Raw genomic sequence first — 14753 nt, forward strand, 5'->3', positions numbered from 1 at the left:
CAGAGCTCCTCCGGCACCGGCCCTGCGGCTGCCATGCGCTTGAACATGCGTTGCCAGATCGGCCGATGCGACCAGCGCGTGAAGCGGTTATAGATGGTGGTGGGTGGACCATAGGCGGCCGGCACATCACGCCAGCGGCACCCTGTCTTCAGAACATGGAGAATGCCCGAGATGACCCGTCGGTCGTCCACGCGCGTTTGCCAGGCAGGCCGCGCGGTAGATGCGGCTCGATGGACAACCAGGCTGCGTCCGAAAGCCAGAACAGATGCGCCATGACACGCTCCCCCTGCCGAACCCAATCGGAAGGAAGATTACCTGGCGGCTGGAGGCCACCCTTGCCGCGACGGGGGGCAGGGGGCCTGCAACCGCACCGTCCTCGACTGCGTGCGCGGCCTGTTCGATGCTGGTGCCGTCGCCGTCATGGGCAACCATGAACTGAACGCCATTCTGTTCCATCGCGGGCTGCGGGCCGACAGCAAGAAGAACCGCGACCAAAATCGCAGCTTCGTCGAAGCCTTCGGGTTTGCCACACCTGAGGCGATGGGCCAGACGGACTAGTGTTGGCTCCGGCTGTGACCAGGAACCGTCGGCGCCAGGCGCACCCGATCCAGCTGCGACCCTCTACACCGCACAACCCTGGTCAGAGCAATGGCACGAGGGTTTGCCTAGCCCAGTAGCCTGGCTAGATGCTCGCGATGGCCGTCCAGGGCGTCTTCGAACTGGGCCAGGAGCTGGTGCGAGGTCTTTGCCAGGGCGCTGTCCGGGGGGAAGGCCTGCCACGATCTCGCGCTGACGGGCAACATGGTCCTCCCCTTGGCGGATATGGCGCTGGACCATCTTGATCTTGGTCTCGCCGCCAGACATGGCGAGGTTGGTGGAACTGTAACAGGCAGCGTGACACGTTTCGCTGCCTTCAGCCGTTGCTGCGCATGGTCTTTCTCATGTGCCGGTTCATGGCTCTCACTTCGTCTCAAGACGCACCGGTGAAAGTGACAGCTTTGCCCTGCTCGGACTGGATCTGATACAGCAGGTTGATCAGCTCATCTTTCGTAAAGTCTTTTGCGGCCTCAGTGCCGACCGCCGCAAGCAATCCAATAGCGGCCAGACTTTCCATCAGCCCTGTAAAGGGAGCGGCCCCCATCATGCGCCCCGGAAATCCCAAAAATTCTGAATCGTCCCTCAAGGCCAAGCCCTCTGCTTTGTGACGCGCTTGAACCTTGAAACGCACAACCCGGCGATCTCGCGCCCCTGCTTTTCAGCCGTCTGGAACCTTTTCTAAACGGCCCGGTTCAGATTAGGTGAGGACTCGTCGAACATCCTTCATGGGAGGCCCTTGCACCTGGCATGGTTGTGAGGGCCTTTCGCGTCTTGGAACCTTTGTCACTCTGCCCGGTTCAGCGCGCCATGACAGATGTGCTGACTGCTCCCTCACCCCCTAAACCCGACCTGCCGCCCCGATTGAAGGCGCTGGCCCGGCAGCTTGCGGCGGCGCTGCGCCTGGCGCAGCGCGACGCGGCTGCGGACCCCTAGACCGCACAACCCCGGCGTACCCCCGCGCCTGCGCGGTTTCCGACCCATAAAACCTCATATCCGCCGATCAGCAGCTTGAGGTTGATCGGGCCTGGCCACCGCGCAGCAAAAAGCCCCGCCGGAAGGGCGGGGCTCGCTGAAAACCAGAACTCGAAACAGAAAAACTCGACCGCTCTCTCCAGCAATCATGGTTAAAACGATCTAAGCGCGGAAAAGTTCCGGAAATTTCCACATATTTCAGTAACTTACAACCTAAGGGAGATTATTGCCCTGCGCGCTTGGGATGTGTCCGGGCCGGCGCGTTAACCATAGCGTGCACGCTCTTGGTCACCCACAACCGAAAGCTGTCCATTTCGATAAGTTGCCGCGAAGGTCTGCCTCCGGCATAACAGTCCCATCAGCCGAGCGGCCCTGTGTGGTGTGTTTTCCGAGTGCCGCCGCTCGGCTGGAAAATACCTCTTGGCGGACCATCATCGCTCTTCAGCATCTCCTCTTCCCGGCCCCCCCGCGGAACGCTCAAGGTCCGTCAGGTGCCGCTGTCCTGGAGATCAGCAGACAGACGCGCGTGACTGAGGTCCAGGCTCGCGTGCATGCCGCTGTTCGTGAACTGCCGCCGGAATGACCCGTCCAGCTGATCTCGCACGGCGAGTTCACACATGACTGTGCCGAAGCCCTGTCCCTGAACGGCTGATCCTGCTTGCACTGGCGCGAATGTTTCGTCCCAGTGGATGATCAGGCGGTCTCCCCGGCGCTCGCTGCTGATGGCCAGTCCACCGATGTCCTGAGACAACGCCCCGTATTTGACCGAGTTCGTGCACAGCTCGTAGAAGACCAAGGCCAGCGGCGTGACGGCGGCCTGTCCGACCAGGACGTCCTCGACGGCGAGATCGATGGGAAGCGATCCGGCAAAGGGTTTGAGGATCGCCTCGATTAGCCCGCGCAGAGGCCGTCTCTCGAAGACAGCGGCATCCTCGACGGGTGCGGCAGGCGCTGTGAGGGAATGGGCGGCAGCCAGGGCCAGGAAGCGACCGCGCGTCTGAACAACCAGGTCGTCAATCGTGGTGGCCTGCCGGGCACACAGGTTCAGCAAGCCGCTGGCGATCGCAAAGCTGTTTCCGACCCGGTGCTTCATCTCCGACAAGAGCAGGCGCTGCTGCTCGGCGGCGCGGTGCTGGGCGGTGATGTCCCGCGCGATCTTGGAGGCGCCGACGACCTGGCCCTGCCTGTTGCGGATCGGCGAGATGCTGACCGAGATCGGGAACAATTGCCCGTTCTTCTTGCGCCGCATCGTCTCGAAGTGCTGGATACGCTCGCCCCGGCGCAGCCGGTTGATGAAGTCGACCTCCTCATGCTGCCGATCCTCGGGGATCAGCAGGGTGATGGACCGGCCCAGCATCTCGTCGGCCCGATAGCCGAAGATGCGCTCCGCGGCGGGGTTCCAGCTCAGGATGATGCTGCCCAGATCCTTGGCCACGATCGCATCATCGGAGCCTTCCACGATCGCGGCAAAATGCTGTTGCAGGTTTTCGTCCAGAAGCGACATGGTGATATCCCGGTGACGGCGTGACACACCGTTGAAGCGCAATCGGGGGCAGGAACGCAAGAGCATGTTGCCGCGCGCGTCATCGTCGATGATATCTCTATTCAATACGGCCTTGAGCAACTATGCCTTATCAGGAAGCGGGGCCGCGGAGACAGCCATGGATCTTGACGAACTCTACCGCCTGTTGCGCGGCTCGCATGTGCAGGCTGTCAGCATCGTCAACACGCTCCGCGATCCGTTGGTGGTGCTGGATGACGACTTCCGGGTCCTGAGCGCCAGTCCGGCGTTTTACGACACCTTCTGCATGAGCCGGGACGAGACGATCGGGACTGCCTTTGCCGAACTCGGCGATGGTCAGTGGAACATCCCGGAATTGCGCTTCTTGATGGACCAGGTCATTCCTAGGAGCACCTCGGTCATCGACTATGAGGTGCGGGCAGAGTTTCCCCATATCGGCCGGCGCACCATGCTGGTCAGTGCCCAACGGCTGCGCCATCCCGACAGCGGCCAACGCATCCTGCTCCTCACCATCGTGGACGCCACCGAGAAGCGGCAGGCCGACGACGACAAGGACATTCTCATCGGGGAACTGAGCCACCGGATCAAGAACCTGATGGCGGTGACCCGGGCGATCGCCCGGCGCACCGAGGTGGAGGGACGCAGTGCGGAGGAATACCGAGACGACTTTCTCGGCCGCTTTGATGCCTTGGGCCGGTCACTGGCCGTCTCGAGCCAAAAGGCCGAAGCAGACTTGGCTCAGCTGGTCCGCGCGGTCATGGAGCCTTGGCTCGAGGAAACAAGCGCCATCACGCTGCAAGGGGAGGGGGCTATTGCCCTGCTGCCCAGGCAGGCCATGTCGCTGGGCATGATCCTGCATGAACTGGCCACGAACGCACTCAAGCACGGCGCCCTGTCCGTTCCAGGTGGACACCTGGACCTTGCCTGGAGCCTTGCCAAGGATGAGAACGGCCATCCTGAGGTTCATCTCTGCTGGCGAGAAAGCAACGGACCTGAAGCCTCCCCGCCCGATGTTCGCGGCTTTGGCACGCATCTGATCCAGTTTGCCATTCAGCATGATCTCAAGGGCTAGGCGGAACTGAGCTACCGACAAGACGGTTTGGTGGCTGATCTGAAATTTCCTCAGTAACTGCCCCTGGTCAGCCGATGCCTGATAAATCCGTTCAGTGCCCTCGGGACGGCCGCGCTTTGGTGCTGGTCGTCGAGGACGAGATGATGATCGCTCTGGATGTTCAGATGATGCTGGAGGACAATGGCTACCGGGTCCTGGGACCGGCCGGATCGGTGGAAGGCGCGCTGCGGCTTCTGGAGGACACCCGCCCTGACGTTGCCGTGCTGGACGGCAACCTGCGTGGCCAACCGGTGGTGCCGGTCGCCCGGCGCCTGCGGAGCCTCGATATCCCCTTCGTGCTTTCCTCGGCCTATGACATCTTCACCTTCGACGGCAGTGAGGTCCTGGCCGGAGCCGAGAATGTCCAGAAGCCGGTCTCCGAAAGACGCCTGATGGCCGCGCTGGAGAGGGTGCTTTCGTAGGTAAAGGTGTCGGATGCCCTGCACCTATAGGCCGAGGTGTTTTCCGACTGGCAGCTGCGACACGTAAATATCAGGCACCTGTCACGCCTCTACTGCACTAGGTCGAACGTTCGCATCACCTTGCCGAGCAGTCATTGAGGGTGATCGTCTTGCCACGGCGTCATGTTCCCCGCCTGCACGATCTCCACTGTTCTCACGGCAATATCTGTGGCGGCCTCCTCCTTCAGCCCTGCCTCCGCGCAAGCCTGCAAGATCGCCTCGAACAGTGTGCCATAGCCTTCGCGGACGTGCTGGTCCGTGTTCTTAGTCATCGGGGCCCCTCTTGGCATGCGCCTTCGCCCGCAACGCCACCGCACGTCGCGCCATGTCCTGGCCTTCGACATCGGACATGCCCATCGAGTTGCACGCAAACCTGATGCGGTTGGCGACAATCTCATCCGATTGCCGGTCTTCTTCCGGTTCTGTCATGATGCGCCCTTTCATGGCTGAGCGCTCACCTGATCACGGCAGCCCCGTTAATGCAAACTGCCTCACCGAACACCGGAGCTACATGCTGTTCTGTGACGCCCATGTTTGCGTGGCGTTGGTGGATTGTCTCCCCTCGGCATGGATCAGGCGGCTGTCGGCTGGTGCCTCATCTCTGGAGGTCATGCCGTAATCCCGAGCGACGGCGGCGATGCGCAGGCGATAGGCGGCAAACACGCGATCCCGTCCGGCCGCCTGCACGCGGCGGTGCTCGGGCAGATTGCGCCATTGCGCGATGGCTCTCTCGTCGCGCCAGAAGGACAGGGACAGCACCTTGCCCGGCGTTGTCAGGCTCTGGAACCGCTCGATGGAGATGAACCCGTCGAGGTCGGCCAGCAAGGGCCGCAACTCGGCGGCAAGATCCAGATATTCCCCCTGGGCTTCGCCGGGCACCCAGGCTTCGAAAATGACGGCGATCATGCGCGGTCACCATGCGGTGCCGAGGCCAGTCTGACGAACAGCCGGTCCTCGCGGCGGATGAAGCCTTCGCGCCGGGCAAAGTCATAGTTCTGCCGGCCCAGGGGATCGGCGGCAAGCCTTGCGCGATAGGCCTCGTATTCGGCCATCGACGGCAGCGAGTAGATACCAAAGGCGGTGCTTGCCGAGCCCTCGTGAGGCGCGAAGTAGCCGATCAGTTCGGCGCCGCAGCGGGGGATGCACTGGCCCCAGGTCCGGGCGTAGTCGTCAAACAGGTCGCGCCGGTTCGGATCGATATCATAGGTGATGATGCAGGTGATCATGGCTGGCCCTTCTTGCTGTCCCTCCTGCTAACCGATTGCCGCATCGGGATGGTTCGATTAGCGTCGAACCATGAAAGAAGGTCCCGAGATTGCGCGCATCGCCGCCCTGGTTGCCGATCCTGCCCGCAGCGCCATGCTGCTGGCCCTGATGGACGGGCGCGCCCTGACCGCAACCGAGCTGGCAGGTGTTGGCGGCATCACCAGGCAGACGGCCAGCAGCCATCTGGCCAAGCTGGTCGAGGGTGAGGTCCTGGTCGTCGAGGCGCAGGGGCGGCACCGCTACTTCCGGCTGGCGGGCTCCCATGTGGGCGCGCTTCTGGAAGCGCTGATGGTCTTCTCCAGCGATGCCGTTCCCCCTTTGCGCACGGGTCCCAGGGACCTCTCTCTCCGCAAGGCGCGGATCTGTTACGACCACCTGGCCGGAGAGATGGGCGTCATGCTTTATGACCGGATGCTGGAGGAGGGCTGGCTGGGCCGCGATCTGGACGTGACGGACAAGGGATGGACGAAGCTGGCCGACCTGGGGCTGCAGCAAGGTGACTTGCCCGCCAGCAACCGTCCGCTCTGCCGCGCCTGCCTCGACTGGAGCCAGCGGCGGCATCATCTGGCCGGAAGGCTCGGAAAGGCCGTGCTCGATCGTGTTCTTGCCTTGTCATGGGCGCGTCGCCTGCCTGCGTCGCGGGTGATCGTGTTTCATCCGGAAGGGGAAAGACGGTTTGGTGAATGGCTGCGGTGACGCCGACACCTCCGCTCGCTCTGTCCGCGTCAGGCAGTTTGCTAACGGCGTTGAGGATGTGACCGCCCTTCGCTGGCATCTGTGTGCAGGGTGGGTCACTTCCCTTTGGCACGCTGCTGATCAGCTGGTCTGCGAACTCTTCAAGGCAGATAGAAGCCGCTGCGCCGTTTCCTCAGAGGAACCCGGGTTCTGACCGGTGATCAGAAGGCCGTCCTGCACCACATAAGAGGTCCAGTCGTCGGCCCGCGTGAAGCGTCCCCCTTTTGCGGCCAGTTCATCCTCCACAAGGAAGGGAACAATCCTGGTGAGACCCACGGCTTCCTCTTCGGTGTTGGTAAAGCCCGTGACCTCCTTGCCTTCAACAAGTGGCTTGCCATCTTGCCCCTGCACATGCCGAAGAACGCCCGGGGCGTGGCAGACCAGGGCAACGGGTCTGTCAGCGCCGATGAACGTCTCGATCAGCGAGATCGAGGCAGGATCCTCGGCAAGATCCCAGAGCGGACCGTGACCGCCCGGATAGAAGATGCCATCGAAGTCATGCGGGTTGATGGACGAAAGCTTTTCGGTCGAAGCCAGCTTTGCCTGGGCCTCGGCGTCGGCCTCGAAGCGGTTGGTTGCGTCGGTCCGGGAGTCAGGCTCGTTGCTCTTGGGGTCCAGCGGCGGCTGGCCTCCGTTTGGAGATGCCAGAACGATCTCGGCACCCGCATCCTTGAAGACGTAGTAGGGCGCGGCAAGCTCCTCCAGCCAGAAGCCGGTTTTCTTGCCGGTGTTTCCCAGTTGATCATGGGAGGTGAGAACCATGAGGATCTTCATTACACGCTCTTTCCCTTCTTTGCCTGCTCGAAGACCATCCCTTCGACGTCATGGCCTCGCAGTGATTGTATTTGTCGGCCCCGCTTCATTCGAAGGTCCTTCGCTGATCAAGGCGGTCGATTTTTGACGTTTTCTGGGTCAAACAGGAGTATGTCTGATCGGTGTCAGGAACGCCCCGTGCCCCTTGCAGTTCCGGTTCCTGGTTGTCGCGACACTGCTGGTCCTGGCAGTCCTGGGCGCTTCAGCGGGCGGCGCCAGGATCTTCGCGGCGCGATGCTGGTCATAGCCGAGTCAGGTTAGGACCTTTTCGATAAGCTCTGCCGCTATTCCGGCAGCTTCTTTCCAGGATCTGCCAAGACAAGTCCGGCACGCTCTCTTTCGTTGGCTCCAGGGCGAAGGGAACGCGTCGCAGGAGTGGCATGTTGATATTTTCAAACGAAAGGCGTCTGACATGAACACGTTCCTTATCAGCAGCGCCGTTGCGCTCGCTTTGACATCGACACAGCTCGCTGCCGGCCCGATCCATACCCAAGGCGGCCTCGCGCCCCTGGAAGCCTCGACTGTGGAGCAGCTCTGGCTGGCCAAGGACGACAAAGCCAAAGGGCAGGGCAACGGCAAGGCGGTGGGGAAGGGCCATGGCAAAGCCGGCAACGGCGACCACGGTCCCGACAGGGCCCATGGCCGCAATGAGCAGCCCGGGGCAGGGAAGGGGAGGGATCATCCCGCCGGTCGCGCCGGAAATCCAGACCATGCTGATGGGCGGCAGCTCAGGACGAATGCCAAGGCTGCCAGGCATGCATCGCACGGACATGGAAACGGCCGCCGCGGCTTTACTACGGCGGAACGCGAAGAGGTTCTGGACCGCACCCTTTCGACGCCGGCTCCTGACGGGCGGGACATGAAGCGTCTTCTGGCCGCGACAGCGCTCGCAGTGGTCACACCGCAGCTGCTGGTCGCCGATATCCCTGACGATGAGCTGATCGCCTACCGCAACTGTCCGCCGGGCCTTGCGAAGAAGGATCCCCCCTGCGTTCCGCCTGGACTGGCCAGGGAAGGTGTGACCTACGAGGAGTGGGCGTCGTATGATCAGGATGACTACGACACGATCTGGGTCGAGCGCCGCGACGAATGGCTCAGGTCCGAGGCCGGTGTCGACCCCGACCCTGAGCTTCTGCTTTTGCAATCGGACCAGATCGCGACGCTCTTCGACCTTGATCCCGCACCCGAAGGCTATCGCCATGCTCTGATCGACGGAATGCCTGTTCTGCTCGACCAGAAGGATTACGACACGCTGCTTTTGGTGAACCAGATGGCACAGGTGCCTGAGCTTCCGGCAGGAGCGCCGATTGCCCCGACGGCAGCCCTGACCCAGGATGAACTGGCCAGCGTATACCGTCTGCCGCAGCGGGGCGACGATGAGAACTATGCCGTTGTGAACGGGCAAGTCGTGCGGCTGAACGACGCAAACTACGAGCTGCTTCAGATGATCCGCGTGGCGCGGGCCATTCTGTGAACAAGAAAGACCCGCCTGGCAGGGCGGGTCTTCGGTTCTTGCCGTGGTCAACTTGAAGGCTAACCATACCGCAGCGGTAAGGCAACCATATCGTTACAACTTATAATTGTGTCGTGCCTGTAGCGCCTGGAGTGGTGTTTCTGTTTTTCGAAGGAGGGTTATCGTTCGAGCCGCAGGTCGTATTTGCATGAATCGTCTTGGTGCGGGCTTACGGCGAACAGGAGGTCCGGATTCTTGTGATCGACTTCATGCACCTGAAGGCCGGCGGCCGAACAGCGGCAAGCCTGCGTGCCGACAGAGCCGCTCCGCTTTCCAGCGGAACCGCGACCACCGCGACGCGTTCATCACTCCGAAGCCCAGTGGCCGGCGGATGCGGTCACAATTTTCTCCCACTCTCCCTCCTTGTGATGCCCGGCGTTCCTGCGCCGGGCTTTCCGTTTCAGTCTCGGCCATCGGGTGTGATCGCGTCTGAGGGGAGGGGGTTAATCCGGTGCGGGCTTATCCTCTGGTAGCTGAGACATTGACGCTGCGTGAAAGGGTCAAACTGCACCGTTTGTCGAGATTGCGTCTGCGAAGGCTGGCTGACAGGCAAAAGACAGTCTGACGCCATGAAGAACATCGGCTTCAACAGCCACTTCTTCTGCCCGGTGGGTAAACGCAATGCCTGAGGCGCTGAGGTTTCGGGCCACGGGTTCCAGGTCCGGCACCTGGAGGTTGAAGCCCACAAAGGTGGGCGCTTCGCCCGGGCGCACCGTGATCGCGCCTCCGGCAAGAGAAACCTGCGTCGGATCCGCCGTCGGCGATCCGGTGAAGGCCGAAAGGAAGCCTGCATGATCTTGGGGACGCGGCGCGGCGATGGTGACGCCCGTGATGGCGGTGGCGCCGTTCGGATGGCGTTGCAATGCCTCGTTCCAGAAAGCCTCGGGGAAATGCTGCTGGCAGGTGAAGAAGCCAAGGTCGGGTGCCTGGTTGTCCACCGCAAAGGCCAGGCTGAAGGCGACATGTGTGGCGCTGCCATCGGGGCGCCTGCCGGTCCGCTCGAACCGGAAAGGGGCGAAATTCCCGATGCCGTCCTGCGCAAAGCGCGCGGCGTCGGCTGTGGCATCGGCGCTGCTCAGCACCAGCATTGCCAGTCCTTCGCGACGTTGCAGGTAATCTCGCACGAACGCGCCGAAGCTGAAGTGGCCCGCGACATGCGGCGGGATGTCTGCAGTCTCGGAAACCGTGATCAGCTCGATGAATGACTGCCGGAACTGGATGATCCGGTTCTCGGTCCCCCAAGGATGGCGGTTGCGCGGCCCGACCTGAAAGCCCAGGCGGGCGTAAAGATCGGCGGCCCCGTCCAGATCCCTGACAGCGACCACGACATGATCGATATGGCGCATCACGCGCTCCTTTGGCGGGCAGAACTCAGTCAACGCCCTTTTCGAGCGGCTCAGGGCGGCGGCCTTCGGGAAGGATCTTCATCAGGTGCTCGCGAACCACGTCGGGCGTAAAGGACTTGCTGATGAAGAGGGCACCGTCCGGCATGTCTCCAGGGCCAGGCGGAGGTCCGCCCGAGGCCACAAGAATGTCGATATGCGGCCAGTTCTGCGCGCAGTGCCGTGCCAGGTCGAACCCGGTCATCTTGCCCGGGGGCATACTTACGTCCGTGAACAGCAATTGCACGTTCTGGCCGGACGTGCCGAGAAGCTCCACAGCCTGCTCAGCCGTTGCGGCGTCGTGGCAGCGAAAGCCTGCCTCCTTCAGGATCTCGCAGGCGTCCATCCGGATGAGCGCGTCATCGTCTGCCACGAGGGCATAAGGGCTGTGCCGGTCCATTTCGCCTGATCCTTCTTGTTCATGGGCAAAAGGACTGTGGCCCGGCATGAGTTCCGGTGTTCCACATGTTACTTGACACGCACAAAAATGCCGATGACGTCATGCGGATGAGATACATGGCAATCCTTTATCGGAGTGAGGCGCTTACCCCGAAAGGAGAGGCTGCCGAGCGAGCCATTCTGGCCACATCGCGGCACAAGAATGCCGAAGCGGGTTTGACTGGCTTCCTGCATCGGGAAAGCGACATCTACTACCAGTGGCTCGAGGGTCCAGAACCTGAAGTCCTGAAAACCTTCGACAGGATCAGGTCAGACGACAGGCACGGTGATGTCGAGGTCCTGGACCAGCAGCAGATGGCAACCCGCAGCTTTCCGACATGGTCGATGGGCTATGGCACCTCGAAGACGACGTCCCTCTTCGACTGGGCGGCCGATCACGATGCACCCCTTCACCCGCCGCGGGCATCGGATATCCTGGCGTTCATGAAGGAATGCGCTGCACGGCAGGCGTGAGATGTCGACCGCGGCCTGGGCCGCAACTGTCCGCAATGAGGGCACCGCCAAGCCTGAGGGAAGTTCATCAACCTGTTGGAATACCAAATCTGACTTCTCACCCTTGCGGACCCGCGAACTCCCCTATGCTTCCGCCGCCAGCCGCCAGCCGCCAGCCGCCAGCCGCCGTCGTCTGCCCGTTGCCGCGCCCGCTGCGATGGCTGCGGCAATGTCATGGCAGGCCGTGATCCCCTGCACGAAGGGCCGGTCATGCATCAGGTAGGGGATGGAGGCCAGCGTCAGCCGTCCTGCGTAATCCGGCACGCCGATCAGGCTGTAGTCCTCGGCGACCTCTGGCACGTCCTGGCCGGCTTGCAGCAGCGCTTCGCGCAGGGTCGGGAAAGGCATGTCCTGGCTGGTCAGCGACTTCTGTCCGCGCGCATCAATAAAGACCTCGAAGACATGTTTCCCCTTGTCGTTCCTGATCGTGGTCCGCGACGGCTCACGCTGCAGGTCGTAGTCATCCCCAAGCGCCAGGATCGACAGGATCCCGGCGTCGCGGAGGGCGAGCAGTCGCCGGATGAATTCGGACGGCACGGCGGCATAGTTGTCGACGAACACCTTCTTGAGGCCCGCATCGAACCGCTTGCGGTCAGCCTCGGGCAGTTCCGAGACGATGGTCTCGACCTTTTCGTGCATCCGCAGCAGGGTATAACGCCACGGGACGGTGACCTTGTCCGCCTTGTTCCGCTCCACCTCCTCGAGGTTCCTGCGCGCCCAGCGGAAGGGATCGGCGGCCTCTCTTGCTGCGAAATAGACAGGGGCGAAGCTGTCGGCATCCAGGCTCGCCAAGCCGATCCGCAGTGCGAAGGCTGGATCGGCATGGAGGATCTCGGCCCGGACAAGATCGAAGACCGCGTCGAGCGGACAGGCCCCAGAGGCGCAGCGAGCTACGGCCTCGTCTGTCAGAACCTTCAGTAGCTGGTAGGGGATCGGACAACAGAAGTCTGCTTCGGGCAGATCAGGGACCTTCGCCAAGGCTCGCCCGACGGAACCGATCTGTTCGCCGACATCGAAGCCTTGAGCTTCGACAACCGCGTCTACGAGCTGTCCTGACAGCAGCCTGCAGGGCGTAGAGTTTGGTCCTTGGTCTCTACGCGTATGCCCGATGACTGGCCCGCCAAGGCTGGCGAGGCTGGATCGGGACAGCGCGATCGGCCGCCTCATTCAGCGCTGGCTGCAACTCGGCGTGGCGGCCATGATGGGTGATCTTGAAGAAGAGAGCGTCGGGGAGTGAAACCTCGACCACCAGGAAGTTTGCCTCATCCTGGACTTCCACCCGAAAGCGGCTGTCACCGATAAGCACATACTCTCCGCAAGGGCATTCGGGGGTCGTCTCGAACTTGAACCGGTTCACTCTTTTTCCTCCGCAATTACTGAAAAACCGGGCAAAGCTGCGCGGCTAGAAATGCAAGAAAATCCAAACCTTCCTTGTCTGTTCCCCATCAAAACAATGATGAACGGGATATTTTGGTAATAGTTAACGCAGCTCTACCTGAGAAGTGTCGCCTGGTTGTCAGTTCGGTGGTTCTGTGTTGGGCGACAAACACCATGGCCGGCGTATTGCCGCATCCAAGAATGTTCCTGATCGCTCAGGCCGTTGCCTCAACTGAATGTTCCTGAGCGGTTCCTGCTGCCTCCCTGAAAGACGAGAGCTGATGGCCTGTGACGCGCGAAGCTTCCACATTGCGCAGCGCGTCACAGGCCATCAATGGTGTCGCGCATGGGCCGACGCCAAACACCAGTTCCCGTGCCAGTTCGCCTCTCCATACCTTCAGGCGACGTTGAACGGTTCGAAGCAATCCGCTGGAATAGATGTTTGGATATGCAGCCTGCAATTTCCTGAGAAGATCATGCCCCGTCTGTGACTGGTCTTCCAGAAACCACGCTTTCAGCTCATCGGTCACTCTCGCAAGAGGATCCGGCCGCCGCCGCCCTCGTGGAACCGGCGGTTTTCTCCGCGATGTGGGCCGGACCTCTCCCTCCTTCCACGCTTGCCGGAGACCGCTGAGGAAATCTTCGACATCTGCTTGCCGGGGGACGCTATCGTTAGCGAAGGTCTCTGTGTCGGTCAGCGCCGTCAGCCGAGCTTGAGACTGCCGAATGTCGTGCAGCAGCACGACCGGGTCTAGGCGTGCAAACTGCTCCGAGAATTCAGCCTTGGCAGCTTCCGAGACGGCTGGATGTGCCATCACGCGCTGGAAAGGTGTCAGGGGAGCGAGGTAACGCTTCGTCACACGCGCGCCGTCGCGCGTCTTCTCCACCAATTTGAACGACGGTTGGAAGAAGTTCACGAAGAGCCTCATGCTGCGATACAGGCACGCCAGTTCACGGGCTGCGGCAAGCCCTGCATACCGACGGTAGCCGACCATTCGACGGACCACGGCTCCGTTCTTTTGTTCAACATGGGCCTGGTCATTCTTTCGATACGGCCGTGATCGGGTGAACTCGACGCCCGCGGCCTCGCACCAGTCCTTGATCGTTTCGTTCATGAAGACGCTGTCATTGTCCGTATCGAAGCCGAGCAACGGAAATGGCAGGATCGGGCGCAGAGCGGTCAACACCTCGCTCAGCAGACTTTGTTCACGAAACAGCAGCGGCGCACATTCCGTCCAGCCTGTCGCCACATCGGTGAGGGTCAATGTCTGAACGAAGCTGCCGCTTGCGGACGGGCCGCTGTGCGCCACAAGGTCAGCCTCCATATACCCCGGTGCCGGATCATCCCAATCGGCGTAGGTGCGGACCGGCACGCTCCGGCGCACGGCCGAGGCGTGCGCGTTCCGCCGGTGCCGGCCACCAGAGGCGGTCGAGCGGACGGCAGCCAAAGCGCGGTCGATCGTGGCGGCGCTGATCTCCAGAAGCCGAGTGCGGACCACCTCGTCTAATGTCAGATGTCCATGCTGTTCCATCGCAGGGATCAAGACCGGAATGAGCGGTTTCAACCGTTTGCCGCAGATCCGGTCGGACGCTTCCCACAGGACCACCAGAGCCTCCCTGACTGCCTGGTCATAGACCCGCCGTTCCGGTCGGAACCGAGATCGCTCCGCAACGGGCTCTTTCCGGAGAAGCCGTTCCGCGTGCTTGCGATGATACCCGGTGATTTCCGCAAACTCGGACAAAATGCGCCCTTTCTCGCCACGCGTGGCGCCGCGATACCGCGCCGCAACCGCCACCAAAAGTTCGTCTCTCGTTCCCATGCTGACCCGCCTCATGCTCGCCCCCGAACAGATTTGCTCCGGGAACATTTCTAGTGACGCAACAAGTCATCTGTGGGGAACGATTCTGGCGAGGCAATGCGCCGGCGCCGACAACCAGCTTGGCCGGTGAGGCTGAACGGAAGACGGGCATGCCCGTCTGGAGGGCAGCCTCACCGGTCTGAGTGATTTCGGGGATAGGTGCTGATCGCTGCGGGTTGGTAAGCCGGAAACCT

Annotated in this window: 19 protein-coding genes and 2 pseudogenes; 7 read left to right on the top strand and 14 right to left on the bottom strand. The window is 61.9% G+C overall.

Features of this window, described 5'->3' with window-relative positions; translation table 11 throughout:
* A pseudogene (locus tag OU682_RS21295) lies at positions 1–274 on the bottom strand (transposase); the annotation flags it as partial.
* A 110-nt stretch (positions 275–384) separates the two neighbouring features.
* On the opposite strand from OU682_RS21295, the gene OU682_RS21300 reads away from it, so the two are divergent.
* Positions 385–558 (top strand): metallophosphoesterase family protein, encoded by a 174-nt coding sequence (locus OU682_RS21300; RefSeq protein ID WP_268944216.1) that lies wholly within the window; start codon positions 385–387, stop codon positions 556–558.
* Positions 559–665: 107 nt separating this feature from the next.
* Here the strand turns inward: OU682_RS21300 and OU682_RS21305 are convergent, their stop codons facing one another.
* Positions 666–803, bottom strand: a complete 138-nt coding sequence (locus OU682_RS21305; RefSeq protein WP_268944217.1) for a hypothetical protein — start codon at positions 801–803, stop codon at positions 666–668.
* 167 nt (positions 804–970) lie between these two features.
* Positions 971–1183 (bottom strand): hypothetical protein, encoded by a 213-nt coding sequence (locus OU682_RS21310; RefSeq protein ID WP_268944218.1) that lies wholly within the window; start codon positions 1181–1183, stop codon positions 971–973.
* A 221-nt stretch (positions 1184–1404) separates the two neighbouring features.
* On the opposite strand from OU682_RS21310, the gene OU682_RS21315 reads away from it, so the two are divergent.
* Positions 1405–1530, top strand: a complete 126-nt coding sequence (locus OU682_RS21315; RefSeq protein WP_268944219.1) for a hypothetical protein — start codon at positions 1405–1407, stop codon at positions 1528–1530.
* A gap of 526 nt (positions 1531–2056) precedes the next feature.
* Here the strand turns inward: OU682_RS21315 and OU682_RS21320 are convergent.
* Positions 2057–3178: a PAS domain-containing HWE histidine kinase family protein gene (locus tag OU682_RS21320; protein ID WP_268944220.1), complete on the bottom strand. Its 1122-nt coding sequence runs from the start codon at positions 3176–3178 to the stop codon at positions 2057–2059.
* A gap of 52 nt (positions 3179–3230) precedes the next feature.
* Between OU682_RS21320 and OU682_RS21325 the strand changes: the two genes are divergently transcribed.
* Both OU682_RS21325 and OU682_RS21330 read left to right on the top strand, forming a co-directional pair.
* Positions 3231–4163 (top strand): sensor histidine kinase, encoded by a 933-nt coding sequence (locus OU682_RS21325; protein ID WP_268944221.1) that lies wholly within the window; start codon positions 3231–3233, stop codon positions 4161–4163.
* Between the two features lie 74 nt (positions 4164–4237).
* The gene (locus OU682_RS21330; protein ID WP_268944222.1) at positions 4238–4624 is read left to right on the top strand and encodes a response regulator; all 387 of its coding nucleotides are present in this window, start codon (positions 4238–4240) and stop codon (positions 4622–4624) included.
* Between the two features lie 131 nt (positions 4625–4755).
* Here OU682_RS21330 and OU682_RS21335 read toward each other — a convergent pair whose 3' ends face one another.
* From OU682_RS21335 to OU682_RS21350, 4 genes are all read right to left on the bottom strand, one after another.
* Positions 4756–4935, bottom strand: coding sequence for a hypothetical protein (locus tag OU682_RS21335; protein ID WP_268944223.1), 180 nt, complete (start codon positions 4933–4935; stop codon positions 4756–4758).
* Positions 4928–5092, bottom strand: a complete 165-nt coding sequence (locus tag OU682_RS21340; RefSeq protein WP_268944224.1) for a hypothetical protein — start codon at positions 5090–5092, stop codon at positions 4928–4930. The genes OU682_RS21335 and OU682_RS21340 overlap by 8 nt, the downstream gene beginning before the upstream one ends.
* Positions 5093–5170: 78 nt before the next feature.
* On the bottom strand, positions 5171–5569 hold the full coding sequence (locus OU682_RS21345) for an antibiotic biosynthesis monooxygenase family protein (protein ID WP_268944225.1): 399 nt from the start codon (positions 5567–5569) through the stop codon (positions 5171–5173).
* Positions 5566–5889 carry an NIPSNAP family protein gene (locus OU682_RS21350; RefSeq protein WP_268944226.1) on the bottom strand — a complete coding sequence of 108 codons (324 nt, stop codon included), beginning with the start codon at positions 5887–5889 and terminating at the stop codon, positions 5566–5568. Before OU682_RS21350 ends, OU682_RS21345 begins: the two co-directional genes overlap by 4 nt.
* Before the next feature lie 70 nt (positions 5890–5959).
* On the opposite strand from OU682_RS21350, the gene OU682_RS21355 reads away from it, so the two are divergent.
* Positions 5960–6625, top strand: coding sequence for an ArsR/SmtB family transcription factor (locus tag OU682_RS21355; protein WP_268944227.1), 666 nt, complete (start codon positions 5960–5962; stop codon positions 6623–6625).
* 120 nt (positions 6626–6745) lie between these two features.
* Here the strand turns inward: OU682_RS21355 and OU682_RS21360 are convergent, their stop codons facing one another.
* Positions 6746–7438, bottom strand: a complete 693-nt coding sequence (locus OU682_RS21360; RefSeq protein WP_268944228.1) for a type 1 glutamine amidotransferase domain-containing protein — start codon at positions 7436–7438, stop codon at positions 6746–6748.
* A gap of 451 nt (positions 7439–7889) precedes the next feature.
* Between OU682_RS21360 and OU682_RS21365 the strand changes: the two genes are divergently transcribed.
* Positions 7890–8951 carry a hypothetical protein gene (locus OU682_RS21365; RefSeq protein ID WP_268944229.1) on the top strand — a complete coding sequence of 354 codons (1062 nt, stop codon included), beginning with the start codon at positions 7890–7892 and terminating at the stop codon, positions 8949–8951.
* A 539-nt stretch (positions 8952–9490) separates the two neighbouring features.
* Here the strand turns inward: OU682_RS21365 and OU682_RS21370 are convergent.
* Together OU682_RS21370 and OU682_RS21375 are read right to left on the bottom strand one after the other, a co-directional pair.
* A complete protein-coding gene (locus OU682_RS21370; RefSeq protein WP_268944230.1) occupies positions 9491–10336 on the bottom strand; it encodes a VOC family protein in 846 nt (281 codons plus the stop codon).
* Between the two features lie 25 nt (positions 10337–10361).
* Positions 10362–10772 carry a response regulator gene (locus tag OU682_RS21375; RefSeq protein ID WP_268944231.1) on the bottom strand — a complete coding sequence of 137 codons (411 nt, stop codon included), beginning with the start codon at positions 10770–10772 and terminating at the stop codon, positions 10362–10364.
* 116 nt (positions 10773–10888) lie between these two features.
* On the opposite strand from OU682_RS21375, the gene OU682_RS21380 reads away from it, so the two are divergent.
* The gene (locus tag OU682_RS21380) at positions 10889–11284 is read left to right on the top strand and encodes a BLUF domain-containing protein (protein WP_268944232.1); all 396 of its coding nucleotides are present in this window, start codon (positions 10889–10891) and stop codon (positions 11282–11284) included.
* Positions 11285–11407: 123 nt separating this feature from the next.
* Here the strand turns inward: OU682_RS21380 and OU682_RS21385 are convergent, their stop codons facing one another.
* From OU682_RS21385 to OU682_RS21395, 3 genes and pseudogenes are all read right to left on the bottom strand, one after another.
* Positions 11408–12301 carry a Rossmann-fold NAD(P)-binding domain-containing protein gene (locus tag OU682_RS21385; protein WP_268944233.1) on the bottom strand — a complete coding sequence of 298 codons (894 nt, stop codon included), beginning with the start codon at positions 12299–12301 and terminating at the stop codon, positions 11408–11410.
* A 115-nt stretch (positions 12302–12416) separates the two neighbouring features.
* Positions 12417–12680 carry a hypothetical protein gene (locus tag OU682_RS21390; RefSeq protein WP_268944234.1) on the bottom strand — a complete coding sequence of 88 codons (264 nt, stop codon included), beginning with the start codon at positions 12678–12680 and terminating at the stop codon, positions 12417–12419.
* Between the two features lie 379 nt (positions 12681–13059).
* A pseudogene (locus OU682_RS21395) lies at positions 13060–14535 on the bottom strand (integrase catalytic domain-containing protein); the annotation flags it as partial.
* Between the last annotated feature and the right edge of the window lie 218 nt (positions 14536–14753).

It is taken from the genome of Paracoccus benzoatiresistens (genome assembly GCF_026913015.1).
GTDB classification, from domain to species: Bacteria; Pseudomonadota; Alphaproteobacteria; order Rhodobacterales; family Rhodobacteraceae; genus Paracoccus; species Paracoccus benzoatiresistens.

Excerpts from the sequence above, each read along its gene's own strand:
- OU682_RS21305 (WP_268944217.1), bottom strand. The coding sequence starts at position 803 with ATGTTGCCCGTCAGCGCGAGATCGTGGCAGGCCTTCCCCCCGGACAGC.
- OU682_RS21315 (WP_268944219.1), top strand. The coding sequence starts at position 1,405 with ATGACAGATGTGCTGACTGCTCCCTCACCCCCTAAACCCGACCTGCCG.
- OU682_RS21325 (WP_268944221.1), top strand. The coding sequence starts at position 3,231 with ATGGATCTTGACGAACTCTACCGCCTGTTGCGCGGCTCGCATGTGCAG.
- OU682_RS21330 (WP_268944222.1), top strand. The coding sequence starts at position 4,238 with ATGCCTGATAAATCCGTTCAGTGCCCTCGGGACGGCCGCGCTTTGGTG.
- OU682_RS21335 (WP_268944223.1), bottom strand. The coding sequence starts at position 4,935 with ATGACTAAGAACACGGACCAGCACGTCCGCGAAGGCTATGGCACACTG.
- OU682_RS21340 (WP_268944224.1), bottom strand. The coding sequence starts at position 5,092 with ATGACAGAACCGGAAGAAGACCGGCAATCGGATGAGATTGTCGCCAAC.
- OU682_RS21345 (WP_268944225.1), bottom strand. The coding sequence starts at position 5,569 with ATGATCGCCGTCATTTTCGAAGCCTGGGTGCCCGGCGAAGCCCAGGGG.
- OU682_RS21350 (WP_268944226.1), bottom strand. The coding sequence starts at position 5,889 with ATGATCACCTGCATCATCACCTATGATATCGATCCGAACCGGCGCGAC.
- OU682_RS21355 (WP_268944227.1), top strand. The coding sequence starts at position 5,960 with ATGAAAGAAGGTCCCGAGATTGCGCGCATCGCCGCCCTGGTTGCCGAT.
- OU682_RS21360 (WP_268944228.1), bottom strand. The coding sequence starts at position 7,438 with ATGAAGATCCTCATGGTTCTCACCTCCCATGATCAACTGGGAAACACC.
- OU682_RS21365 (WP_268944229.1), top strand. The coding sequence starts at position 7,890 with ATGAACACGTTCCTTATCAGCAGCGCCGTTGCGCTCGCTTTGACATCG.
- OU682_RS21370 (WP_268944230.1), bottom strand. The coding sequence starts at position 10,336 with ATGCGCCATATCGATCATGTCGTGGTCGCTGTCAGGGATCTGGACGGG.
- OU682_RS21375 (WP_268944231.1), bottom strand. The coding sequence starts at position 10,772 with ATGGACCGGCACAGCCCTTATGCCCTCGTGGCAGACGATGACGCGCTC.
- OU682_RS21380 (WP_268944232.1), top strand. The coding sequence starts at position 10,889 with ATGGCAATCCTTTATCGGAGTGAGGCGCTTACCCCGAAAGGAGAGGCT.